The 23,619-nt window shown below is 68.2% G+C and carries 19 protein-coding genes and 1 pseudogene; 12 read left to right on the plus strand and 8 right to left on the minus strand.

Translation table 11 applies throughout. The features are described from left to right. The first annotated feature begins 18 nt into the window (after positions 1 to 18). From dnaB to EV683_RS12330, 3 genes are read left to right on the plus strand one after another with little or no spacing between them, the layout of a single operon-like run. The gene (gene dnaB / locus EV683_RS12320; RefSeq protein WP_066614062.1) at positions 19 to 1,425 is read left to right on the plus strand and encodes a replicative DNA helicase; all 1,407 of its coding nucleotides are present in this window, start codon (positions 19 to 21) and stop codon (positions 1,423 to 1,425) included. Positions 1,426 to 1,438: 13 nt separating this feature from the next. Continuing rightward, the gene (locus EV683_RS12325) at positions 1,439 to 1,747 is read left to right on the plus strand and encodes a (2Fe-2S) ferredoxin domain-containing protein (protein WP_066614064.1); all 309 of its coding nucleotides are present in this window, start codon (positions 1,439 to 1,441) and stop codon (positions 1,745 to 1,747) included. Beyond that, a complete protein-coding gene (locus tag EV683_RS12330) occupies positions 1,747 to 2,355 on the plus strand; it encodes an alpha/beta hydrolase (RefSeq protein ID WP_131862983.1) in 609 nt (202 codons plus the stop codon). The genes EV683_RS12325 and EV683_RS12330 overlap by 1 nt, the downstream gene beginning before the upstream one ends. A 114-nt stretch (positions 2,356 to 2,469) precedes the next feature. Here EV683_RS12330 and rnk read toward each other — a convergent pair whose 3' ends face one another. After that, entirely contained in the window at positions 2,470 to 2,883 is a 414-nt protein-coding gene (gene rnk, locus EV683_RS12335) for a nucleoside diphosphate kinase regulator (protein ID WP_066614068.1), read from the minus strand. Positions 2,884 to 3,013: 130 nt separating this feature from the next. Between rnk and EV683_RS12340 the strand changes: the two genes are divergently transcribed. From EV683_RS12340 to EV683_RS12350, 3 genes are all read left to right on the plus strand, one after another. Next, entirely contained in the window at positions 3,014 to 3,913 is a 900-nt protein-coding gene (locus EV683_RS12340; RefSeq protein WP_066614070.1) for an ATP-binding cassette domain-containing protein, read from the plus strand. A gap of 189 nt (positions 3,914 to 4,102) precedes the next feature. After that, positions 4,103 to 5,467, plus strand: coding sequence for a glutamine synthetase family protein (locus tag EV683_RS12345; RefSeq protein WP_131862984.1), 1,365 nt, complete (start codon positions 4,103 to 4,105; stop codon positions 5,465 to 5,467). A 153-nt stretch (positions 5,468 to 5,620) separates the two neighbouring features. Next, positions 5,621 to 6,994, plus strand: a complete 1,374-nt coding sequence (locus EV683_RS12350) for an aminotransferase (protein ID WP_131862985.1) — start codon at positions 5,621 to 5,623, stop codon at positions 6,992 to 6,994. 158 nt (positions 6,995 to 7,152) lie between these two features. Here the strand turns inward: EV683_RS12350 and EV683_RS12355 are convergent, their stop codons facing one another. The 3 genes from EV683_RS12355 to EV683_RS12365 all read right to left on the minus strand — a co-directional run bounded on the left by EV683_RS12355 (position 7,153) and on the right by EV683_RS12365 (position 11,268). Beyond that, complete coding sequence (locus EV683_RS12355) at positions 7,153 to 8,412, minus strand: aromatic amino acid transport family protein (protein WP_066614076.1); 1,260 nt, start codon at positions 8,410 to 8,412, stop codon at positions 7,153 to 7,155. Between the two features lie 87 nt (positions 8,413 to 8,499). After that, positions 8,500 to 9,951 (minus strand): NADP-dependent succinate-semialdehyde dehydrogenase, encoded by a 1,452-nt coding sequence (gene gabD, locus EV683_RS12360; protein WP_131862986.1) that lies wholly within the window; start codon positions 9,949 to 9,951, stop codon positions 8,500 to 8,502. 54 nt (positions 9,952 to 10,005) lie between these two features. Beyond that, positions 10,006 to 11,268, minus strand: a complete 1,263-nt coding sequence (locus EV683_RS12365) for a 4-aminobutyrate--2-oxoglutarate transaminase (protein WP_131862987.1) — start codon at positions 11,266 to 11,268, stop codon at positions 10,006 to 10,008. Between the two features lie 126 nt (positions 11,269 to 11,394). Between EV683_RS12365 and pdxR the strand changes: the two genes are divergently transcribed. Then, complete coding sequence (gene pdxR / locus EV683_RS12370; RefSeq protein WP_131862988.1) at positions 11,395 to 12,858, plus strand: MocR-like pyridoxine biosynthesis transcription factor PdxR; 1,464 nt, start codon at positions 11,395 to 11,397, stop codon at positions 12,856 to 12,858. Positions 12,859 to 12,995: 137 nt separating this feature from the next. Here the strand turns inward: pdxR and map are convergent, their stop codons facing one another. The 4 genes and pseudogenes from map to dinG form a co-directional block, all read right to left on the minus strand. Beyond that, a complete protein-coding gene (gene map / locus EV683_RS12375; RefSeq protein WP_066614084.1) occupies positions 12,996 to 13,793 on the minus strand; it encodes a type I methionyl aminopeptidase in 798 nt (265 codons plus the stop codon). Positions 13,794 to 13,892: 99 nt separating this feature from the next. Further along, a complete protein-coding gene (locus EV683_RS12380; protein WP_243694760.1) occupies positions 13,893 to 14,936 on the minus strand; it encodes a porin in 1,044 nt (347 codons plus the stop codon). A 208-nt stretch (positions 14,937 to 15,144) separates the two neighbouring features. Continuing rightward, positions 15,145 to 15,432: pseudogene (locus EV683_RS12385) on the minus strand (DUF3579 domain-containing protein); the annotation flags it as partial. A 99-nt stretch (positions 15,433 to 15,531) separates the two neighbouring features. Further along, a complete protein-coding gene (dinG, locus tag EV683_RS12390; RefSeq protein ID WP_131862990.1) occupies positions 15,532 to 17,661 on the minus strand; it encodes an ATP-dependent DNA helicase DinG in 2,130 nt (709 codons plus the stop codon). 78 nt (positions 17,662 to 17,739) lie between these two features. On the opposite strand from dinG, the gene EV683_RS12395 reads away from it, so the two are divergent. The 5 genes from EV683_RS12395 to EV683_RS12415 all read left to right on the plus strand — a co-directional run bounded on the left by EV683_RS12395 (position 17,740) and on the right by EV683_RS12415 (position 23,313). Continuing rightward, positions 17,740 to 19,674, plus strand: a complete 1,935-nt coding sequence (locus EV683_RS12395) for an aminotransferase class I/II-fold pyridoxal phosphate-dependent enzyme (RefSeq protein WP_131862991.1) — start codon at positions 17,740 to 17,742, stop codon at positions 19,672 to 19,674. 180 nt (positions 19,675 to 19,854) lie between these two features. Beyond that, positions 19,855 to 20,775, plus strand: a complete 921-nt coding sequence (argF, locus tag EV683_RS12400) for an ornithine carbamoyltransferase (protein ID WP_131862992.1) — start codon at positions 19,855 to 19,857, stop codon at positions 20,773 to 20,775. Between the two features lie 54 nt (positions 20,776 to 20,829). Continuing rightward, positions 20,830 to 22,050, plus strand: a complete 1,221-nt coding sequence (locus tag EV683_RS12405) for an argininosuccinate synthase (RefSeq protein ID WP_066614096.1) — start codon at positions 20,830 to 20,832, stop codon at positions 22,048 to 22,050. A 129-nt stretch (positions 22,051 to 22,179) separates the two neighbouring features. Beyond that, positions 22,180 to 23,070 carry a DMT family transporter gene (locus tag EV683_RS12410; RefSeq protein ID WP_131862993.1) on the plus strand — a complete coding sequence of 297 codons (891 nt, stop codon included), beginning with the start codon at positions 22,180 to 22,182 and terminating at the stop codon, positions 23,068 to 23,070. A 39-nt stretch (positions 23,071 to 23,109) separates the two neighbouring features. Next, the gene (locus EV683_RS12415) at positions 23,110 to 23,313 is read left to right on the plus strand and encodes a DUF2788 domain-containing protein (protein WP_066614101.1); all 204 of its coding nucleotides are present in this window, start codon (positions 23,110 to 23,112) and stop codon (positions 23,311 to 23,313) included. The last annotated feature ends 306 nt before the right edge of the window (positions 23,314 to 23,619 follow it).

Here is a 23,619-nt window from a genome sequence, read left to right on the forward strand (position 1 = left end):
CAGTCATTCGGGTTGACCATGAACGAAGCCATTCCGTCGCTTGACAACGATACCGTCGCGATCCGTACGCCGCCGCACTCGATCGAGGCCGAGCAGTCGGTGCTCGGCGGGCTGATGCTCGATAACCAGGCCTGGGACAAGATCGCCGACGTGCTGGCCGAGGCCGACTTCTACCGTCACGACCATCGGCTGGTCTTCCGCCACATCGCGCGCCTGATCGAGCTGTCGCGGCCGGCCGACGTGGTGACCGTGTCCGAGGCGCTCGAACAGAACGGCGAGCTGGCCAGCGTCGGCGGGCTCGCCTACCTGGCGACGCTGGCGCAGAACACGCCGTCGGCGGCCAACATCCGCCGCTACGCCGAGATCGTGCGCGAGCGCTCGATCATGCGCCAGCTCGCGCAGGTCGGCGCCGAGATCACCGAGGCGGCGTACGCGCCGATGGGGCGCGACGCCGCGCAGCTTCTGGACGAGGCCGAGGGCAAGGTGTTCCAGATCGCCGAGTCGACCGCCAAGTCCAAGCAGGGTTTCCTCGAGATGCCGGCGCTGTTGAAGGAGGTCGTCGAGCGCATCGACATGCTGTACAGCCGCGACAACCCGGACGAGGTCACCGGCGTGCCGACCGGCTTCATCGACCTGGACGCCCGTACCTCGGGCTTGCAGCCGGGCGACCTGATCATCGTCGCGGGCCGTCCGTCGATGGGCAAGACCGCGTTCTCGATGAACATCGCCGAGCATGTCGCGGTCGAGAGCCGCCTGCCGGTGGCGGTGTTCTCGATGGAAATGGGCGGCGCGCAGCTGGTGATGCGGATGTTGGGCTCGGTCGGCCGGCTCGACCAGCACGTGCTCAGGACCGGCAAACTCGGCGACGAGGACTGGCAGAAGCTGACCTACGCGATCGGCAAGCTGTCCGAGGCGCCGATGTACATCGACGAGACGCCGGCGCTGACCGCGCTCGAGTTGCGCGCGCGCGCGCGGCGCCTGGCGCGCCAGCACGGCGGCAAGCTGGGCCTGATCGTGATCGACTACCTGCAGCTGATGTCGGGCTCGGGCCGCGGCGACAACCGCACGGCGGAACTGGGCGAGATCTCGCGCGGCCTGAAGGGCTTGGCCAAGGAGCTGCAGGTGCCGGTGATCGCGCTGTCGCAGCTGTCGCGCGCGGTCGAGCAGCGCCCGAACAAGCGGCCGATGATGTCCGACCTTCGCGAGTCTGGCGCCATCGAGCAGGACGCCGACATCATCATCTTCATGTACCGCGACGAGTACTACAACGCCGACTCGCCCGACAAGGGGCTGGCGGAGGCGATCATCGGCAAGCACCGCAACGGCCCGACCGGCACGGTGCGGCTGGCCTTCGTCGGCCACTACGCGAAGTTCGAGAACGCCGCGCTGCACGGCGCGAGCGGCTGGGCGGACGCGGACGGTTAACCGAGGAATATCAATGTCTTACTTCAAGCATCACGTGTTCATCTGCTGCAACCAGCGCGCCGAGGGCGAGGCCTGCTGCGCCAACTTCGGCACGCCCGAGTTGCTCGGCAAAATGAAGGACAAGGTCAAGGCGCTCGGCCTTGCCGGCGAAGGCCAGGTCCGCATCAACAAGGCCGGCTGTCTCGGCCGCTGCGACGACGGCCCGGTGATGGTCGTCTACCCGGAGGAAACCTGGTACAGCTTCGTCGACGAAGAGGATCTGGACGAGATCGTCGCGGAACACCTGCTCAACGGCCGCGTGGTGGAAAGGCTGAAGATCTGATGCTGAAACGCCCCGACTCCCTGGACATCGCCGGCCCGGCCGGCAAGCTGTCGACCCTCTTCGTGCCCGCGCAGGGCGAGAGCCGCGGCATCGCGGTGATCTGCCACCCGAACCCGCTGCAAGGCGGCACCAACACCAACAAGGTGGTGCAGACCGCCGCGAAGGCGCTGTCGCAGCTGGGCTACGCCTGTTACCTGCCGAACCTGCGCGGCGTCGGCGACAGCGACGGCGAGCACGACCACGGCGCCGGCGAGGTCGACGACGTGATCGCGGTGGTCGACTACGCGAAAGGCGTGCACGGCGAGCTGCCGCTGGCGCTGGCCGGCTTCTCCTTCGGCGGTTTCGTCGTCGCGCGCACGCGCGCGCGCATCGACGCGGACAAGCTGTTGCTGATGGGCGTGGCGGTCGGCAAGTACGCGATCCCGACGCCCGAGGTGCCGGCGGACACGCTGGTGATCCACGGCGAGGAGGACGAGGTGATCCCGCTGTCGGCGGTGATGGACTGGGCGCGCCCGCAGGGCCTGCCGGTCGTCGTCTTCCCCGGCACCGGCCACTTCTTCCACGGCAAGCTGGTGCCGCTGGCGAAAATGATCCAGCGCTGCTGGTAGCGGGGCGCGCCGCCTCGCCGCTCGGGCCGGCGCGGCACAGATCCCCCGGCGCTTGCCCGGCAAATCGGCCAACCCTCAAAGGTTGGCCGAGCCTTTTTGAGCGGAGCGCGAGGCTTACAGCGTCAGTTCGCCGGCCGCCTCGGGCTGCCAGTCGACCGACAGCACGACAAGGCGCGTCGTGCCGCCGGTCGGCAGCGGCCAGTCTATCGCCTGGCCGACCGACAGGCCCAGGAGCGCGCTGCCGACCGGCGCGAGGATGGAGATCTTGCCGGCGGCAAGGTCGGCGTCTTGCGGGTAGACCAGCGTCAGCGTGCGCACCTCGCCGTTGGCCTCGTCGCGGACGGTGGCGCGGCTGTTCATCGTGATCACGCCGGCGGGCATTTCGGCCGGCTCGAGCACGTCGGCGCGCTCCAGCTCCGCTTCCAGCGCGGTGACGCCCGGCACCTCCTTGGCCGGCGTGCGGTCGATGAGCGCGGACAGGCGCGCGTAGTCGAGGCTGGATACGGTGATAGCGGGCAGGGTGGACATCGGACTCTCCAAAAAACGCCTTGCGAAAAATGCAATGCCGCGCCCGGACAAAGCGGTCCGGCCGCGGCATTACGCTATGATAGCCCTTGGCCTTCCGCCGGGGAAGCCATGACAAGAATATGGGGGAGCGGTGCTCAAGGTCGAACAACTCGAGAAACGCTACGACGGCCGCACGGTGGTCGACAAGCTGTCCTTCCACGTACGGCGCGGCGAGTGCTTCGCGCTGTTGGGGCCGAACGGCGCCGGCAAGACGACGACGCTCAAGCTCGCGCTCGGCCTGGTCGCGCCCGACGGCGGGCGCATCTGGCTGGTCGGCGAGCCGGTGCCGGCGCGCGCGCGCGAGGCGAGGGCGCGCGTCGGCGTCGTGCCGCAGTTCGACAACCTCGACCCCGACTTCACCGTCGCCGAGAATCTGGTCGTCTGGGGGCGCTACTTCGGCCTGCCCGACGCGCAGCTATGGCAGAAGGTGCCGTACTGGCTCGAATTCGCCGGCCTGTCCGGCCGCGAGAAGGCCAAGGTCGGCGAGCTCTCTGGCGGCATGAAGCGGCGGCTGACGCTGGCGCGCGCGTTGGTCAACGACCCTGACATCCTGTTCCTCGACGAGCCGACCACCGGCCTTGACCCGCAGGCGCGGCACCTGATCTGGGAGCGGCTGCGCCAGCTGATGCAGGCCGGCAAGACGCTGGTGCTGACCAGCCACTTCATGGACGAGGCCGAGCGGCTCGCCACCCGGCTCGCGGTGGTCGACCACGGCCAGTTGATCGCCGAGGGCAGCCCGCGCGCGCTGATCGACCGCCACATCGAGCCCGACGTGATCGAGATCTACGGCGACAACGCGGTGCCGTGGGCGCGCGCGGCCGGCCTGGCCGACGTGCGGCTCGAAGTCTCCGGCGAGACGGCCTTCTTCTACGGCGAGGGCCTGGTCGACCTCGAGGAGCGGCTCGACGCCGAGGGGCTGCGCTACGTGCGGCGCCCGGCCAACCTCGAGGACGTGTTCCTCAAGCTGACCGGCCGCGAACTGCGCGACTGAGCGCCGGCCGGCCCGGCGCCCCCGTTTTCCGGTGCCCGATCCGCCGTCCCTCCCCGCGTCGCCCCCGCCAAGCCCCGCTTGTCTGGCGTCCCTGGCGTCCCCGTTTGGTACTACCCTTCGAATTGGACGGGCGGGCCGCGACGGGGCGGGCCAGCCGCGTCGCCACCCGCACCCGAAGGAGGGCGCCGGATGAAGCCACCGAAGCTGCCGGGCCGTGTCGCGGCCTTTTTCGACGCGCACCCGGTGCGCGAGGTCGAGTGCCTGCTGCCGGACCTGAACGGCTACCCGCGCGGCAAGACGCTGCCCGCGGCGGCGTTCGTCGCCGGCCAGGAGCTGCGCGTCGCGCGTGCGGTGGCGATCCACACGGTGGTCGGCGATTTCCCCGATTACCGCTTCTACGGCGAGCGCGACCCGGACATGGTGCTCGCGCCCGACTACGAGAGCCTGCGGCCGGTGCCGTGGTCGGGAGGCCGCCGCGCGCTGGCGATCCACGATGGCCGCGATCTCGACGGCAAGCCCACGGCGATCGCGTCGCGCAACGTGCTCAAGGGCGTGCTCGCGCGCTACGCGGCGCGCGGCTGGCGGCCCATCGTCGCGCCCGAGCTGGAATTCTACCTGTTCGCGGCCAACCCCGACCCGGAGCGGCCGTTCACGCCGCCGCCGGCGCGCTGCGGCCGGCGCGAGGTCGGCCACTCGGCGTTCAGCTTCTCGGCGTTGAACGAGTTTTCCGGCTTCTTCGACGATTTGCACGACGCCCTCGACGCCCTCGACGCGCTCGGCATCGACGGCGACACCTTCGTGCACGAACTCGGACCCAGCCAGTTCGAGATCAACCTCAGGCACGGCGACGCGCTCGCGCTGGCCGACCAGGCCTTCCTGTTCAAGTACGCGTTGCGCGAAGTCGGCCTCGCGCATGGGCTGTACGCCGTGTGCATGGCCAAGCCGCTCGCCGGCTTCCCGGGCAGCTCGATGCACATCCACCAGAGCCTCGTCGAGAGCGGCGGCGGCCGCAATCTGTTCAGCAACGCCGACGGCAGCCCGAGCGCGCTGTTCGGCCACTACCTCGCCGGCCTGCAGGCCTGCCTGCCGTCGCTGATGCCGTTGCTGGCGCCTTACGTGAATTCCTACCGCCGCTTCACGCGCCATATGGCGGCGCCGGTCAACCTGGCGTGGGGCTGGGACAACCGCTCGGTGGGCTTGCGCGCGCCGCTGACGGATCCCGAGGCGCGCCGCGTCGAGAACCGGCTGCCCGGCTGCGACGCCAACCCTTACCTCGCGCTGGCCGCCAGCCTCGCCGCCGGCCTGTACGGCGTCGAGCGCGGGCTCGCGCCGTCCGCGCCGGTCGAGGGCAACGTCTTCCTCTGCGACGCGCCGACCGCGCTGCCGCGCTCGCTCGACGCCGCGCTCGCGGCGATGACGGCGAGCGACATCCCGCGCGCGCTGTTCGGCGACGAATTCGTCGCCGCCTTCGTCGCGGCCAAGGAGGTCGAGCTCGAGAGCTTCCTGGCGGAGATCACGCCGTGGGAGCGGCGCTACCTCGCGACGCAGGCGTGACGCGCGGCGCCCCGGCTTGTCCGGATGCGACATCGGCTTTCGCAAAGCGGATTGGCACTATCTATTTTGCTTTAATGGCTCTTATGAAAAGGGCCAATAGGGTGTGAAATACGGCATCGCGTGCAGCCGCACGTTCACCCCGGAGACCACGCCATGAGCACCGCCGACCTCTCGCTGCGCGACCGCGCCGCGCTGTTGCACCCGACCACCCACCTCGGCCGCCACGCCGCCCAAGGCCCGCTGATCATCGAGCGCGGCGAGGGCATCCACGTGTGGGACAGCGAGGGCCGCCGCTACATCGAGGGCATGGCCGGGCTGTGGTGCGCCGCGCTCGGCTACGGCGTGCCCGAGTTGGCCGAGGCCGCCGCCGAGCAGGTGCGCAAGCTGTCGTACTCGCACCTGTTCGGCAGCAAGAGTCACGAGCCGGCGATCCTCTTGGCCGAGAAGCTCAAGGAGCTGGCGCCGTTTTCCGCCGGCAAGGTGTTCTTCGGCCATTCCGGCTCGGACGCCAACGACACGCAGATCAAGCTGATCTGGTACTACAACAACCTGATCGGCCGCCCCGAGAAGAAAAAGATCATCGCGCGCGAGCGCGCCTACCACGGCGTCACGCTCGGCGCGGCGACGCTGACCGGTCTGGCGGTCAACCACAAGGGTTTCGACCTGCCGCTCGACTACGTGCGCCGCGTGCGCTGCCCGCACTTCTACCGCGAGGGCCTGCCCGGCGAGACCGAAGAGGAATTCTCGACCCGCCTCGCCGATGAACTCGAAGCGCTGATCGTGAAGGAAGGCGCCGACACCATCGCCGCCTTCATCGCCGAGCCGGTGATGGGCGCCGGCGGCGTGGTCGTGCCGCCGGCCGGCTACTTCGAGAAGGTCCAGGCGGTGCTCGAGCGTCACGACATCCTGCTGATCGACGACGAGGTGATCTGCGGCTTCGGCCGCACCGGCCGGTGGTTCGGTTCGCAGACGCTCGGCATGCGGCCGGACACGATGTCGCTCGCCAAGGCGCTGTCGTCCGGCTACCAGCCGATCAGCGCGGTGCTGATCCCAGACCGCATGTACGAGGTGCTGGAGGCCGGCAGCAAGGATCTCGGCGTGTTCGGCCACGGCTACACCTACAGCGGCCACCCGGTGTGCGCGGCGGTCGCGCTGAAGAACCTCGAATTGATGCAGCAGCGCCGCGTCGTCGAGCGCGCCGCCGCCGTGGCGGACCGCTTCCAGTCGCGCCTCAGGGCCTTCGCCGACCACCCGCTGGTCGGCGAGGCACGCGGCGTCGGCCTGATCGGCGCGGTCGAGCTGGTGTCCGACAAGGCAAGCCGCAGGGGCTTTGCGGCCGCGCTGGGCGTCGCCGCCTACTGCCAGGCGCGCGCCGAGGCGCACGGCCTGATCGTGCGCGCGCTGGGCGGCGACACCATCGCCTTCTGCCCGCCGCTGGTGGTGAGCGAGGCCGACATCGACGAGCTGTTCGACCGTTTCGCGCGCGCGCTCGACGACACCGCCGCCTGGCTGGCGACGCAGCGCTGAGCCGCTTCCAGAGCGAGGCCGGGCCCCGGACATGTCCGGGGCTTTTTTGCGCCGGCGAGGAGCGACGGCCCCCCCCCCCGGGCGCCGGACGCAAAAAAGCCCCCCGCGCTGGCGGGGGGCAAGGGCAGAACGGGTGGTCCGCCGAGGAAGGCCCGGTCTTACCAGCCGGCGGGCAAAAAGCCCAGGCCGCTGGCGATCGCGTAGACGGCGCTGGCCAGGTAGATCGCGACGACCGCGCCCTGCAGCAGCGGGTTGGCGATCCAGCCGCAGCGCCAGGCCGGTGCGTGGTCGCCGCTGCGGCGCGCGGCGCGCAGCATCAGGATGGGCAGGATCGACAGGATCACGCCGCTGAAGGCGCCGGCGAAGTAGAGCGCGTTCACGAAGCCGACCAGGCCGCTGTAGGCGAGCGCGAACGGCGGCAGCGCGACGACGGCCAGCACCGCGAGGCGGGTGCCGGTGCGCGATTCGGCGCCGAGGCGGAACTTGTCGAAGATATTGGTCAGGAAGCTGCCGCCCAGGCCCCAGTACGAGGTCAGCATCGCGCACAGCGCGAACAGGTTGGCGGTGTAGAAGGCCCACTCGCCGAGCGCCTGGCCCCAGGCCAGCGTCGCGACCTCGGTCAGGCCCGACAGGCCGGTCAGCGCGATCACCGACAGCGGCACCAGCGCCAGAAGCAGATAGGTGATGCCCATGCCGGTGACGATGGCGCGCGGCAGTTGTTTCGGGTCGTGCTCGAAGCCGCGCGCCATCTCCGGCACGATGTACTGCGCCGAGAAGCAGAACACCGCGACGTTGAACACCGGGATCATGTAGATCCAGCTGCCGTCGACGAGGCGCGCGAGATCCGCCTGGCCGGAGAGGGCGGTCGCGCCGATCAGCGTCGCGAGCATCGCCAGCATGCCGGCGCAGATCCACTTCTCGGCCGCGCCGATCGCCTTGAGGCCGAGAAAGAGCACCAGCGCCGCCGGCACGAAGAAGATCAGGCTGCCGGTTTCTGGCGATACGCCGAGGAAGGCGGACAGTATCTTGCCGCTGCCGCTCATGTAGGCGATCAGCGCGCCGACGCTGTTGACCGCGACCGACGCGAAGATCAGCCAGGCGCCGAAGCCGCCGAGGTATTTCTTCGCGAGGCCCGAGAGCTGGAAGTGCGCGCGCGTGCGCAGCGTGGTCTCGGCGACGTAGAGCATCGAGATGGTGGTGAAGACGCCGGCCAGCGTCAGCCAGAACAACAGCGGCATGAAGCCCGCCTTGCGGCTGGCGAAGGCGATCGACAGCACGCCGGCGCCGATATTGGTGCCGACGATCATCGCGACGCCTTCGAGGAAGGTCAGTTTCTTGACTTCGAGGGTGCAACCCGCCTCGTCGTGGCCGGCGGCGCCGGCGGGCGGGTTGAGGGTGGCTTGGTTGAGTTCGCGCATGCTGGTTTCTCTCTCTATTTCACGACATGAAGACCCGGCGGCCGCCCGACTCTTGTGGTCGTGGTCGGCCGCCGGGCCGGGAACGGCTTACAGGGCCATGCAGAGGTACTTGATCTCCAGGTACTCGTCGAGGCCGTACTTCGAGCCCTCGCGACCGAGGCCAGACTGCTTGACGCCGCCGAAGGGGCTCATCTCGTTCGAGATCAGGCCGGTGTTGACGCCGACCATGCCGTACTCGAGCGCCTCGGCGACGCGCCAGACGCGGCCGATGTCGCGGCTGAAGAAGTAGGCGGCCAGGCCGAACTCGGTGTCGTTCGCGTAGCCTATCGCTTCTTCTTCGGTGTCGAAGCGGAACAGCGGCGCGAGCGGGCCGAAGGTTTCCTCGCGCGCGACCTTCATCGCCTGCGTGACGCCGGCCAGCACGGTCGGCGCGAAGAAGGTGCCGCCCAGCGCGTGGCGCGCGCCGCCCAGCAGCACGGTCGCGCCCTTTTCGCGCGCGTCGGCGATGTGGTCCTCGACCTTGGCCAGCGCCGCCTCGTCGATCAGCGGGCCTTGCGTGCTCGCCGCGTCGAGGCCGTTGCCGACCGTCAGCCGCGAGACCGCGGCGACCAGCTTGTCGGCGAAGCGTTCGTAGACGCCGGCCTGCACGTAGATGCGGTTCGCGCATACGCAGGTCTGGCCGGTGTTGCGGAACTTCGACGCCAGCACGCCCTCGACCGCCGCGTCGAGGTCGGCGTCGTCGAACACGATGAAGGGCGCGTTGCCGCCCAGTTCGAGCGACAGCTTCTTGATCGTGTCGGCGCTCTGGCGCATCAAGAGGCGGCCGATCTCGGTCGAGCCGGTGAACGACAGCTTCTTGACCACGGGGCTGGCGGTCAGCACGCCGCCGATCGCGGCCGCGTCGCCGGTGACGACGCTCAACAGCCCCTTGGGCAGCCCGGCGCGCTCGGCCAACACCGCCAGCGCCAGCGCCGAGAACGGCGTCTGCTCGGCCGGCTTGACCACCATCGGGCAGCCGGCGGCCAGCGCCGGCGCGGCCTTGCGGGTGATCATCGCGGCAGGGAAGTTCCACGGCGTGATCGCGGCGGTGACGCCGATCGGCTCCTTGGTGACGAGAAGGCGCTTGTCCGCGGTCGGCGCCGGGATGGTGTCGCCGTAGACGCGCTTGGCCTCCTCGGCGAACCATTCGATGAAACTGGCCGCGTAGGCGACTTCGCCGCGGGCCTCGGCCAAGGGCTTGCCCTGTTCGAGCGTCATGATGCGCGCGAGGTCGTCGGCGTTGGCCAGCATCAGCTCGTACCAGCGGCGCAGCACGGCGGCGCGCGCCTTGGCCGGCTGCGCGCGCCAGGCGGCGAAGGCCTGGCTCGCGGCGGCGACGGCGCGCTCGGTCTCGGTCTTGCCCATGCGCGGCACATGGCCGAGCAGCTCGCCGGTGGCCGGGTTGGTGACGGCGAAGCGGGCGCCGTCGAGCGCGTCGCACCATTCGCCGCCGATATAGGCCTGCTGGCGGAACAGCGACGGGTCTTTGAGGTTTTGCATGGCAGGGCTCCCGGGCTCGGCCAACCTGTGGTCGAGGTTGGCCGGGCGAGCGAATTATTGTTTGAGGGCGGCGTCGAGCTTGGCGAGCGCTTCGTCGAACAGCGCGTCGGCAATCGTCAGCGGGTAGAGGAAGCGGATCACGTTGCCGTAAGTGCCGCAGGTCAGCAGCAACAGCCCGTTATTCAGCGCGTGCTGCTGCACCTTCTTGGCGAAGTTCGCGTCCGGCTGGCCGGCGGCGTCGTTGAATTCGACCGCGACCATCGAACCGAGGCCGCGCACGTCGGCGATCTGCGGCACCGCGTCGCGGCGCGCGTTAAGGAAGGAAATCAGCTTGTCGCCGAGCGCCCGGGCGCGCTCGCACAGCTTTTCCTCGTCGATCACCTCGAGCACGGCGAGCGCCGACGCGACCGCCAGCGGGTTGCCGGCGTAGGTGCCGCCGAGGCCGCCGGGCGCCGGCGCGTCCATGACGTCTTTGCGGCCGACCACGCCCGACAGCGGCATGCCGCCGGCCAGCGACTTGGCCATGGTGATCAGGTCGGCCTTGACCGGGTACTGATCCATCGCGAACAGGCTGCCGGTGCGCGCGAAACCGGTCTGCACCTCGTCGGCGATCAGGAGGATGCCGTGTTGGTCGCAGATCTCGCGCAGCGCGGTCATGAATTCGGGCGGCGCGACGTTGAAGCCGCCTTCGCCCTGCACCGGTTCGAGGATGATCGCCGCGACGCGCGCCGGGTCGATGTCGGCCTTGAACAGCGTGTGCAGCGCGGCGAGCGCGGCGTCGACGGTCACGCCGTGCGCGGCGTTCGGGAACGGCGCGTGGTAGACCTCGCCCGGGAAGGGGCCGAAGCCGACCTTGTACGGCGCCACCTTGCCGGTCAGCGCCATGCCCATCATGGTGCGGCCGTGGAAGCCGCCGGCGAACGCGATCAGGCCGGTGCGGCCGGTGGCGGCGCGCGCGATCTTGACCGCGTTTTCGACCGCTTCGGCGCCGGTGGTGAAGAAGGCGGTCTTGGCGGCGCCGGCGATCGGCGCGCGCGCGTTGATCTTTTCGGCCAGCGCCACGTAGCTCTCGTACGGCACGATCTGGTAGGCGGTGTGCGTGAAGGCCTTCAGCTGCGCCTCGATCGCGGCGACCAGCTTCGGGTGGCGGTGGCCGGTGTTCAGCACCGCGATGCCGGCGGCGAAGTCGATGAAGCGGCGGCCCTCGACGTCCCACAGCTCGGCGCCCTCGGCGCGCGCGGCGTAGAAGTCGCACATCACGCCGACCCCGCGCGGGGTGGCGGCGTTTTTCCGTTCCTGCAAATTGGCGTTGCTCATTCCGTTTCTCCCTTGAGGCAGCCCGTCCGCTCTTGTCTTGGCGGGGCTGGTGTCGGGAGTCATTACAAGGTAACTTTGGCCTTGTTCGTAGAGCCGATTCTGTTTTTTTGATGGAGCCAATTTGCCGTGCTGACCGACCTGTTGCTGCAGAAGCTCGAGCGCGACGCGCCGCTGCCGAAGAACCGCCAGCTCTACCTCTTGCTGCGCGAGCTGATCCTCGACGGCACGCTCAGGGCCGGCAACCGGCTGCCGACCACGCGCGAACTGGCGAAAGATTTGGGCTTGTCGCGCAACACGGTGATGTACGCCTTCGAACAGTTGTTGGCCGAGGGCTACGTGACCGCGCGCACCGGCAGCGGCACCTACGTCGCCGACACGCGGCCCGAGGACAGCATGCGCGCCGAGGGCTCGGCCAAGTCCGCGGGTGGCGGGCCCGGCGTCGGCCGGCTGTCGGCGCGCGGGGCGCGGCTGGTCGGGCAGGCTGGCGCGCTGTCGGTGCAGTGGGGCGCCTTCGTGCCCGGCGTGCCCGACGTGACGGCATTTCCCTACCGCACCTGGACGCGCATCCAGAACAAGGTGTGGCGCCGGCCCGGGCCGCAGTGGCTGACCTACGGCCAGAGCGGCGGCCACGAGCCGCTCAGGGTGGCGCTGGCCGACTACCTGAAGGTCGCGCGCTCGGTCGACTGCGAGCCCGGCCAGATCGTGATCACGCACGGCATCCACCAGGCGATCGACCTGATCCTGTGCATGCTGTCCGACCCCGGCGACACCGCGTGGATCGAGGAGCCCGGCTACTGGGGAATCCGCAACCTGCTGAACACGTCGGGGCTGGCGGTACGCGCGATCCCGGTCGACGACGAGGGGCTGAACCCGCAGCCGGACGACTGGAACGCGCCGCCGCGGCTGGTGTTCGTCACGCCGTCGCACCAGTACCCGACCGGCGCGGTGATGAGCCTCGCGCGCCGTCGCGCGCTGCTCGAGATGGCGCGCCAGCACGACGCCTGGGTGGTCGAGGACGACTACGACAGCGAGTTCCGCTACGGCGGCCGTCCGCTGGCGTCCTTGCAGGGGCTGGACACCGCCGGGCGCGTGCTCTACGTCGGCACCTTCAGCAAGACGGTGTTCCCGAGCATGAGGATGGGCTATCTGGTGCTGCCCAAGCCGCTGGTCGAGCCGTTCCGCGTCGCGCTGTCCGAGCTGTATCGCGCCGGCCATCAGCTCGAGCAGGCCATCCTCGCCGACTTCATCGCCGAGGGGCACTTCGTCGCGCACATCCGTCGCATGCGCCTGCTGTACGGCGAGCGGCGCGAGCGGCTGCTCGACGGCATACGCAGCGAGCTGGGCGAGGGCAGGGTGCTGTCGCACGACAGCCAGGCCGGACTGCACCTGGTGCTCAAGCTCGACGGCGACGACCGCGCGGCGACCGAGGCGGCACGGCGCGCCGGCCTGGTGGTGCGGCCGCTGTCGCAGTACTACCAGGATGCGGCGCGCGCGCGTCCCGGCCTCTTGCTCGGCTACGCCGGCGTGCCGGAGAAGGAAATCATGCCGGCGCTGCAAAAGCTGATCGGCGCGATCGGCGCCGACCGCTAATTTCCGCCGGCTGTCCCGCCGGCGCGGCGGGCGTGTGGCGGGAGGAAAAAAGGCGCCGTCGCCGTCGCGGGTGGCGGGCACGAAAAAACCAGCCCGGGGGCTGGTTTTTTCGCGGGCTCGGCCAACGTGGTCGCGCTTTACTTGAAGCTCGGCCGCGCCGGCGTGCCTTCGGACTGGGTCAGGATCTCGAAGCCGGTGTCGGTGACGAGCACGGTGTGCTCCCACTGCGCCGACAGGCTGCGGTCCTTGGTCACGACGGTCCAGCCGTCGGCGAGCAGGCGCAGGTGGCGCTTGCCCTGGTTGATCATCGGCTCGACGGTGAAGATCATGCCGGCCTTCAGTTCCATGCCGGTGCCGGGACGGCCGTAATGGAGGATCTGCGGCTCCTCGTGGAAGCGCTTGCCGATGCCGTGGCCGCAGAACTCCTGCACCACGCTGTAGCCGTTCGCCTCGGCGTGCTGCTGGCAGGCGTAGCCGATGTCGCCGAGCCGCGCGCCGGGCCGGATCTTCTCGATGCCCTTCCACATGCATTCGTAGGTGACCTTGGCCAGGCGGCGCGCGTGCGGGCTGACCTCGCCGACCATGAACATGCGGCTGGTATCGCCGTGGTAGCCGTCCTTGATCACGGTGACGTCGATGTTGACGATGTCGCCGTTCTTCAGCGGCTTGTCGTTCGGGATGCCGTGGCAGATCACGTGGTTGACCGAGGTGCACACCGACTTCGGATACGGATTGTGACCGTCCGGTGCGTAGTTCAGCGGCGCCGGAATGGTGCCCTGCACCGTGACCATGTAGTCGTGGCAGAGCTTGTCCAGCTCCTCGGTCGTGACGCCGACCTTGACGAACGGCGTGATGTAGTCGAGCACCTCGGAGGCCAGGCGGCCGGCGACGCGCATTTTCTCGATGTCTTCGGGGGTCTTGATCTCGACGGGCATGCTGGGAAGGAGCTTGAATCGGCAAAACGTCAGTTTAACACAAACAAAAACGGGCACCTTGCGGTGCCCGTAAAAGCTGACTTCCCGGGAGAGCCCGGATTAGAACGAGTGCTTCAGGCCCAGGCCGTAGACGGTCTGGTCGGTGCCGGCGGCAAAGCCGGTGCTCGCCAGCGTGTCGACGCGGACGGAAGCGCCGCTCTCGTTGTCGGTCTTGGTCGCAAAGGCCTTGACCTGGGTGCGCTTGGACAGGTTGTAATTGGCGCCGACCAGCCACTGCTTGGCTTCGCCCTCCTTCTCAGCGCCGTTCTTCTGCTTGCCGAGCTTGCCGTACGAGGCGACCAGCTGCAGGTTGCCGATATCCTGGCCGGCCGCGACCAGCCAGTCATTCTGGGTGCGGCTCGGGTTGCCGTTCTTGTATTCGGTCTTGGCGCGCTCGAAGCCGGCGCCGACGAAGGTGCCGGTGGCGAACTTGTAGCTGGCCGCGGCCTTCCAGGCGTTGGTATTGTCTTCGGTCGCGGTGTCGAGGTCCGCCTGGTCGTAGCCCAGGCCGAGCTTCAGGCCGCCGTTGCCGTAGCTGGCGCCGAGCGACCAGCGGTCGGCGCTCTTGGTGCCGTCTTCGTCGAAGCCGTAGGAGGCGCCGAACTGGAAGCCGGAGAAGTTGGCCGAGGTGTAGTGCACGCTGTTTTTCAGGCGCGCTTCGCGGCGGCTGTAGACGTTGTTGCTGCCGTGGGTGTCGGCGGCGGTGTCGCCCATCACGTTCAGGCCGACGTCGGTCAGGCGCTTGTACGCCGAGTCGTAGTGGCCGAGCAGCGCGGTGCCGAAGCCGCCTTGCAGGCCGACGAAGGTGTTGCGGGTGCCCAGCGTGCCGGTGCTCAGGTCGTTGGCGCCGTCGATCTGCAGCGATTGCTCGACCTGCCAGATCGCCTTCAGGCCGTTGCCGAGGTCTTCGTTGCCCTTGAAGCCGATGCGCGAGGTGTTGTCGGTCACGCGCGACAGCGTCTTCTTCTCGCCGCTGACGGTTTCGGTTTTCAGCGATTCGTAGCCGCCGCTGACGAAGCCGTACAGGGTCACGTCGGCATGGGCGGCGACCGGCAGGGCCAGAGCGGAAGCCACGATCAGGGCGAGCTTCTTATAATTGTGCATTGCAAACATCTCCATCGAGTGTGGTTGGGCGAAGCGCTGTATAGTGTCCGATACGTCGGATTCACTTGTAAAGGCATGCAATCAGAATGTCATCTGCTTGCGGGCAAGTTTATACGCGCTTTGTGATGAAAATGTTATGCAAAGATGAAATATTGAAAGAGTAAGTTCTAAGACAAGCGGGTCATGCGAGGAAGCGGTTCGGGTAGACCTCGTCGATCAGCGTGCGGCAGTCGACCACGCGCAGGTCGTTGTCGCGCGCGAAGTCGAGCAGGAACTGGAAGGCGTTCGGGTTGATGCGTTCGAGCTTCTTGTCGACGGCGACGCAGCGCACGCCCTCAAGCATCATCGGGCGGACGAAGGCGTGGTAGGAGAGCTTTTGCGATTCGTCGAAGGAGGCGAGTATGCCGCAGAGGCGTTCGGCCCAGTCGCTGGGGCGGAAGGTGCGGCCTTCGGAAGTCAGGCCCTGGATGACAATTTCGTATGGGTTGCAGATCATGGCGATATTAGGCGCAAATTTAGGGAAAACCCGAATATATTTTTATTGATTCCGAGCGGCGACGGATTATTTCGCCGCTTTCCTTATTTTACGCCCAATTCAGATGCGCTTAAAAGGCGGCAGGGAAGCGAGCAGCCTTTTGCCGTAGCTTTGGCGCACGATGCGGTTATCCATAATGGTCACGCGACCATAATCCTGCTCGGTGCGGATCAGCCGGCCGACCGCCTGCACCAGCTTGATCGACGCCTCGGGCACGGTGATCTCGACGAAGGGGTTGCCACCGCGCTTCTCGACCCATCTGGCAAGGGTTTTACCGACCGGGTCGTCCGGCATCGCGAACGGCAGCTTGACGATGATGACGTGCACGCAGGCCTCGCCCGGCAGGTCGAGACCTTCGGCAAAAGAATCCAGGCCGAATATCACGCTGGCTTTTGAAGTAGATAAATTTTCGTAATGGCGTTCGAGCAAAACCGATTTCGGTAATTCGCCCTGAATCAATAGATTCTCGCGAAATCCGGTCGGCAACGCGGCGGCGACGTCGTGCATTTGTTTACGCGAAGAAAACAGCACCAGCGTGCCGACCGCCTCGGCGAGGTCGACCAGCCTGGGCAGCCATTCGACGATCTCGCGCGTGTGCGCGGCCGGGTCCTTCGGGCTGGCGTACAGCGGCGGCAGGTAGAGTTCGCCCTGCTCGGGGAAGTTGAACGGCGAGTCGAGCGCGACGCACTCGGTCTTGGGTAGCCACTTCAGGCCGGTCTGCGACAGCAAGAGGTCGAAGGCGCCGAGCGAGCGCAGCGTCGCCGAGGTCAAGAGGGCGCCGGCGGCGCGGCGCCACAGCGTGCCGGCGAGGCTGGCGGCCGCCGACACCGGCGAGGCCGAGAAGCGGTAGTCGCCCTTGCCGCCGGGGACGCGCGTGATCCACTTGGCGATCGGCGGCGCGTCCTCGGCCGGCTCCTGTTCGAACAGGTCCCACACCGCGTTCAGTTGCTCGGCGCGGCCGACGAGGAAGCCGAGGTCGCTGGCGGCCTTGTCGATCAAGGGCGTGTCGGTGCTGTTGAGCTTGCGGGCCTCGGCCAGGGCGTCGGACAGCGCCGTCAGGTGCTTGACGACCATGCGCGCGGCGAGCGCGAGGTTGGACGCCGGAATCTTCAGGTGCTCGGGCAGCCGACCGTCGTCGATCAGCCACGACGGTTCGAGGTTCTCGCTGTCGGCGGCCAGCGCCGGCTCGCTCTCGAGCAGCCACAGCCATTCGGTCAGGCTTTCCATCGCCGCCGCGGCGGCGTCGCAGGCGCCGGCGGCCGCTTCGCCCTTGCCGGTCAGCCCTTCGACGCGGCCGGCGACCTGCGCAACCTTGTCGAGCCAGAACATCGCCTGGCTGTGCGAATGCTCGGCGGCGAACTGGTTGACCGCCTTCTTGGCCAGGTGGTGCGCCTCGTCGATGCAGTAGAAGCTGGCGTCGGGCGGCGGCAGGATCACGCCGCCGCCCATCGCGACGTCGGCCAGCAGCAGGTCGTGGTTGGCGACGACGACGTCGACGTTTTCCAGCGTGTCGCGCGCGAGGTAGAACGGGCATTCGGGCCGGTTCGGGCAGGCCATCTTCAGGCAGCCGTGACGGTCGTTGGTGACGCGGCTCCACAGCGCGTCGTCGACCATCGTCGGCCAGGCGTCGCGGTCGCCGTTCCAGCGCCGGTAGTAGAAGGCGTCGGCCAGCTCCTTGAGCGCGGCGATCTCGGCGGCCTCCGGCTTCTTGTCCCACACCGCGAGGTCGGGGTCGTGGCCGAGCAGCTCGCCCTGCGCGTGTTCGGCGGTGTGCTGGTAGAGGCGGTAGGGGCACAGGTAGCGGCCGCGGCCCTTGGCCAGCGCGAAGGTCAGCGGCAGGCCGCTGTTCTCGACCACGAACGGCAGGTCGCGGTTGACCAGTTGCTCCTGCAGCGCGACGGTCGCGCTGGTGACGACCAGCTTCTTGCCGCGCGAGCGCGCCATCACGCCGCCGGCCAGCAGGTAGGCGAGACTCTTGCCGACGCCGGTCGGCCCCTCGACGACGACGATGCTCTCGCCCTCGCGTTCGGGGAGTTCGTCGTCCTCGCCCTTTTCCTGCGCGCGCGCGAAGGCGTTGGCGACCTCGGCCAACATGCGGCGCTGCGCGGCGCGCGGCCTGAAGCCCGGTAGTTTGTCGGAAATGGCGCGATAGTGGTCGCGGATGGCGTTTTTTTCGGCGTCGGTCAGCATCCCGGCATTGTACTTCAGCGCGGCCGGCCGGGTCGCCCTGTCCTATCTAGGAAGGAGGGGAAAACGGAAAGGGCAGCGATGAAACCGCAAGCGCGCGTACTGCTGGTCGGCGACGAGCCGGGGCTGGCCGGGCTCGTCGCCGCGCTCGGGGCCGCCGCCGCGCGGCGCACGGACCCGTTCGGCCTTCGTTTTGCCGTCGTCGCCGACGCCGCCGGCGCCTTGGCCGAGGTGGCGCGCGACGGCGCGGTCCAGACCGTGCTGGTCGACGCGGCCGGCGGCGACGCGGCGCGCGAGTTGCCCGCCCGGCTCAAGGCCTTCCGCCCCGAGTTGTCGCTGTATGCGATCGTGCCCGGGTGCGGCGGGGCCGGTTTCGACGACGCACCGCTCGACGGCGTCTTTCGCCGCGACGCGGTCGACGCGGCCGGCTGGTGCCGCACCCTGTCGGCCGGTCTGGCCGAGAAATCGGCGACACCGTTCTACGACGCGCTCAGGCGCTACGTCGCGATGGCGAAGGACTCCTGGCACACGCCGGGCCATTCGGGCGGCGACTCGTTCCGCGGCAGCCCGTGGGTCGGCGACTTCCACGACTTCGTCGGCGAGAACCTGCTGCGCGCCGACCTGTCGGTGTCGGTGCCGACGCTCGATTCGCTCTTGGCGCCGACCGGTGTGATCGCGCGCGCGCAGGCGCTGGCGGCCGAGGCCTTCGGCGCCCGCGCCACCTTCTTCGTCACCAACGGCAGCTCGACGTCGAACAAGGTGATCCTGCAGACCTTGCTCGCGCCGGGCGACGTGCTGCTGCTCGACCGCAACTGCCACAAATCGGTCCACCACGGCGTGATCCTGTCCGGCGCGCGGCCGGTGTATCTGCCGTCGACGCCGAACCATCGCTACGGCCTGTTCGGCCCCTTGCCGCGCCGGGTGATCCTCGACGCGATCGACGCGCATCCCAAGGCGCGCGCGCTGATGCTGACCTCGTGCACCTACGACGGCTTGCGCTACGACCTGGCTCCGCTGGTCGAGGCGGCGCACGCGCGCGGCATCAAGGTGGTGGTCGACGAGGCGTGGTACACGCACGGCCGCTTCCACCCGGCGCTGCGGCCGACCGCGCTCGAGGCCGGCGCCGACTACGTGACGCACAGCACGCACAAGGGGCTGTCGGCGCTGTCGCAGGCCGCCATGGTCCACGTCAACGACCCCGGCTTCGACGCCCGCCTGTTCCGCGAGAACTTCAATATGTTCGCGTCGACCAGCCCGCAGTACGCGCTGATCGCGAGCCTCGACGTCGCGCGCCGCCAGGCGGTGATGGAAGGCTACACGCTGCTTTCGCGTGCGCTCGCGTTTGCCGCCGAGCTGCGCGAGCGCATCGACGCGACCGGCGTGTTCCGCGTGCTGACGCTCGACGACCTGGTGCCGGCCGAACTCGCCGGCGACGGCGTCAGGCTCGATCCGACCAAGCTGACCGTCGACGTCACGCCAAGCGGCCTGCCGGCCGAGGCCGTGCGCGCCGCGTTGTTCGGGCGCTTCAACATCCAGGTCGAGAAGACCACCCACAACACGATCACCTTTCTCGTGTCGCTCGGTAGCACGCGCGCCAAGCTGGAGCGGCTGGCCGACGCGCTGGCACAGTTGGCGCGCGAGCGGCGCCGCGCCGCGCCGCTGCGCCCGCTCAAGCTTGCACCGTTGCCGGGCATATCGCCGCTTGCTTGCCTGCCGCGCGACGCTTTCTTCGAAACTGGCGAGCGCGTGCCGCTGCTGGTCGGGCAAGGCTCGGCCAACCCGGCGCTGCTCGGCCGCGTCAGCTGCGACCAGGTGGTGCCGTATCCGCCCGGCATCCCGGTGCTGGTGCCGGGGCAGCGTATCGACGCGGCGGTGCTCGACTACCTGGCGCGGCTGGTCGGCGGCGCGCGGTCGGTCGAGGTGCACGGGCTGGACGCCGGCGCGGACGGCGCCACGCTCAGGGTGCTGTCGGCCGACGAGGAGAGGGTGCGCACCGAGGGTAGCCCCGAGGGCTGACGGCTTGTCAGCGCCCATGATTTCCGATAAATATAAAAGTTGTCGCATTTTTATAATTCCGCCGGGCCGGTGAAACGGCGGCGGTCGAGCGACAAGCCGATCAAAGAACCGCGTAAGTCGTGCCACCCGCACCCGAGACGCCCTCATGTGCGCGGTGGCATTATTTTTTGGAACCCCACCATGACCCAAGCCAGGCACTTTCTTCAATTCAGCGATCTGTCCCGCGAGGCATTGACCCACGTCTTCGAGCGCGCCGCGATCCTGAAGCGACGACGCGATGCCGGCGAGCTGTACCGGCCGCTGGTCGGCAAGGTCATGACGATGATCTTCGAGAAGAATTCGACCCGCACCCGCGTCTCCTTCGAGGCCGGCATGTCGCAACTGGGCGGCCACGCGATGTTCCTCGACGGCAAGAGCTCGCAGCTCGGCCGCGGCGAACCGGTGGAGGACACCGCGCGCGTGCTGTCGCGCATGAGCGACATCATCATGATCCGCACCTTCGAGCAGGCCACGGTCGAGACGCTGGCGGCCAACTCGCGCGTGCCGGTGATCAACGGGCTGACCAACGAATACCATCCCTGTCAGATCCTCGCCGACGTGTTCACCTACCTCGAGCATCGCGGCAGCATCGCCGGCAAGACGGTGGCCTGGATCGGCGACGGCAACAATATGGCGCGCACCTGGCTGCAGGCGGCCAAGATCCTCGGTTTCAAACTCAAGGTCGCCACGCCCAAGGGCTACGAGCTGACCGTGCTCGACGGCGTCGACTACAGCGACTGCTACGAGGCCTACACCGACCCGAAACTGGCGGCCAAGGACGCCGACCTCGTCACCACCGACGTGTTCACCAGCATGGGCTTCGAGGCCGAGGCCGAGGCGCGCCGCCAGGCCTTCGACGGCTTCATGGTCGATGCCGCGCTGATGGCGGCGGCCCGTCCGGACGCCTTGTTCATGCATTGCCTGCCGGCGCACCGCGGCGAGGAGGTCGCCGCCGAGGTGATCGACGGTCCGCAGTCGGTGGTGTGGGACGAGGCCGAAAACCGTATGCACGTGCAGAAGGCGCTGATAGAGTATTTGCTTCTGGGCCAAGTACACGACTGAGGCGTTCCGCCCTCGGCCAACCTCGACCCGTTTTTACGCTGGAAAACAACCATCATGTCCGATATCAAGAAAGTCGTACTCGCCTACTCGGGCGGCCTCGACACTTCGGTGATCCTGAAGTGGCTGCAAGACACCTATCAATGCGAAGTGGTGACCTTCACCGCCGACCTCGGCCAGGGTGAAGAACTCGATCCGGCGCGCGAGAAGGCGCTGAAGTTCGGCATCAAGCCGGAAAACATCTTCATCGACGACCTGCGCGAAGAGTTCGTGCGCGACTTCGTGTTCCCGATGTTCCGCGCCAACACCGTGTACGAAGGCGAATACCTGCTCGGCACCTCGATCGCGCGTCCGCTGATCGCCAAGCGCCAGATCGAGATCGCCAACCTGACCGGCGCCGACGCGGTATCGCACGGCGCGACCGGCAAGGGCAACGACCAGGTGCGCTTCGAGCTCGGCTACTACGGCCTGAAGCCGGACGTGAAGGTGATCGCGCCGTGGCGCGAGTGGGACCTCTTGTCGCGCGAGAAGCTCTTGGCCTACGCCGAGAAGAACGGCATCCCGGTCGAAGCCAAACACAAGAACGGCGGTGCACCGTACTCGATGGACGCCAACCTCCTGCACATCTCCTACGAGGGCCGTCACCTCGAGAACCCGTCGGCCGAGGCCGAAGAGTCGATGTGGCGCTGGACCGTGTCGCCGGAGGCGGCGCCGGACGCGCCCGAATACCTCGACGTCGAGTTCGAGAACGGCGACATCGTCGCGCTGAACGGCGTGCGCCTGAAGGCGCACGAGGTGCTCGCCAAGCTGAACGAGCTGGGCGGCAAGCACGGCATCGGCCGCCTCGACCTGGTCGAGAACCGCTACGTCGGCATGAAGTCGCGCGGCTGCTACGAAACCCCGGGCGGCACCATCATCCTGAAGGCGCACCGCGCGATCGAGTCGATCACCCTCGACCGCGAAGTGGCGCACCTGAAGGACGACCTGATGCCGCGCTACGCCAGCCTGATCTACAACGGCTACTGGTGGGCGCCGGAGCGCAAGGCGCTGCAGACCCTGATCGACTACACGCAGACCACCGTCAACGGCTGGGTGCGCCTGAAGCTGTACAAGGGCAACGTGATCGTCGTGTCGCGCGACTCGAAGACCAACTCGCTGTTCGACATGAACATCGCGACCTTCGACGACGACGGCGGCGCCTACAACCAGGCCGACGCCGGCGGTTTCATCAAGCTGAACGCGCTGCGCATGCGCATCGCCGGTCGCCTGAACAAGTAAGCGGGCCGCGCGTCGCGCACCCGCTCGAGCAAAGCCGCCCACGAGGCGGCTTTTCCTTTCACCCGGCGCCGGCCTGCCCCGCTGGCGGGCTGGCGCCGTACCACCTCGGCCAACCCGGCCGTCGACATCATGACTCGATCGCACGCCTCGCTCGGCTGGGTGCCGTGGGCCTTCGTCGGCCTGTGGAGCACCGGCTTCATCGGCGCCAAACTCGGCTTGCCGTATATCGGCCCGTTCACCTTCCTCGCGTTCAGGATGGCGCTGACGCTGGTGTGCTTTTTCGTGCTGATGCGCGTCTACGCGCTGCCGTGGCCCAGCCTCGCCGTCGCGCGCCGGCAGTGGCTGAGCGGCCTCCTGGTACACGGCGTCTACCTCGGCGGCGTGTTCGCCGCGATCAAGGCCGAGGTGCCGGCCGGCCTGACCGCGCTGATCGTCGGCCTGCAGCCCTTGCTGACCGCGCTGCTGTCGCGCTTCGCGTTCGGCGAGGCGCTGGCGACGCGGCAGTGGCTGGGGCTCGGCGTCGGCTTCGCCGGCACGCTGCTGGTGGTCGCCGGCACGCGCGGGCTCGATTTTCACGCCGGTCCGGGCCTCGCGTGGACGGTGTTCGCGCTCGCCGGCATCACCGTCGGCACGCTGTACCAGAAGCGTTACGCGGCTGGTGTCGACCTGATCGCCGGCACCTTCCACCAGTATCTGGCGACCCTGCTGTTCACCGGCGCGCTGGCTTGGGTCCTTGAGCGCGACCACCCCGTCGTCTGGTCGCCCGAGTTATGGGTGGCGATGATCTGGAGCGTGCTCGCGCTGTCGGTGGCGGCCATCCTGCTCTTGATGCGCATGATCCGCGAGGGCGAGGTCGCGCGCGTGGTCAGTTATTTCTATCTGGTGCCGGGGCTGACCGCGCTGGAGGCGTGGCTGTTGTTCGGCGAGCGGCTGAGTGCGCCAGCGCTGGCCGGCATGGCCGTCGCCGCGCTCGGCGTCGCGCTGGTGCTGCGCGCGCCGCGTCCGGCCGGCGGCGTATAATGGTCGCCATCCATCGTCATTGAGCGGGAGCGCAACCTCGTGTCCGAAGAGCAGTTTTCCAATATCGCGATGATCGTGCTGGTCGGCGGCCTGATCGTCTTCATGTGTTTCATCATCTGGGATCTGGGCAAGAAGTCGGGCGCCGGCCGCTTCGGCACCTTCGTGCTGTTCCTCGCGCTCGGCGTCGGCGTGCTGGGTTTCGTGTTCAAGAACGCGCTGGTGGAGTTCTTCCTGCTCAACTGAAGGGCGCGTGCCGCACGCGGGGCCGGGTCGTCTTCTGACGGCCCGGCCCCGCTTTTTTGTGGTTCTTCACGGAATAATGGGAATGTGAGGTAAAAGCCGGATGTGAGAACGGCGGTGCAAGGTAAGCTGTTTGTGTGACCAAACCCGCTACCTGAATCGCCCCGGCGTTCGCGGAGGCTCCCTTGCTTGAGAGAATGGAGCCATGAGCCAATGACCTGCCCCCAGGATTAGGGCCAAGACCTACTTGGTAAAGTCGGTTAAAAATTTCTGCTCCTGCTCCGCTTGTTCCCTCATGCGGAAGCCTGC

Origin of the sequence: Crenobacter luteus (genome assembly GCF_004345725.1) — a bacterium.
Lineage (GTDB): Bacteria > Pseudomonadota > Gammaproteobacteria > Burkholderiales > Chromobacteriaceae > Crenobacter > Crenobacter luteus.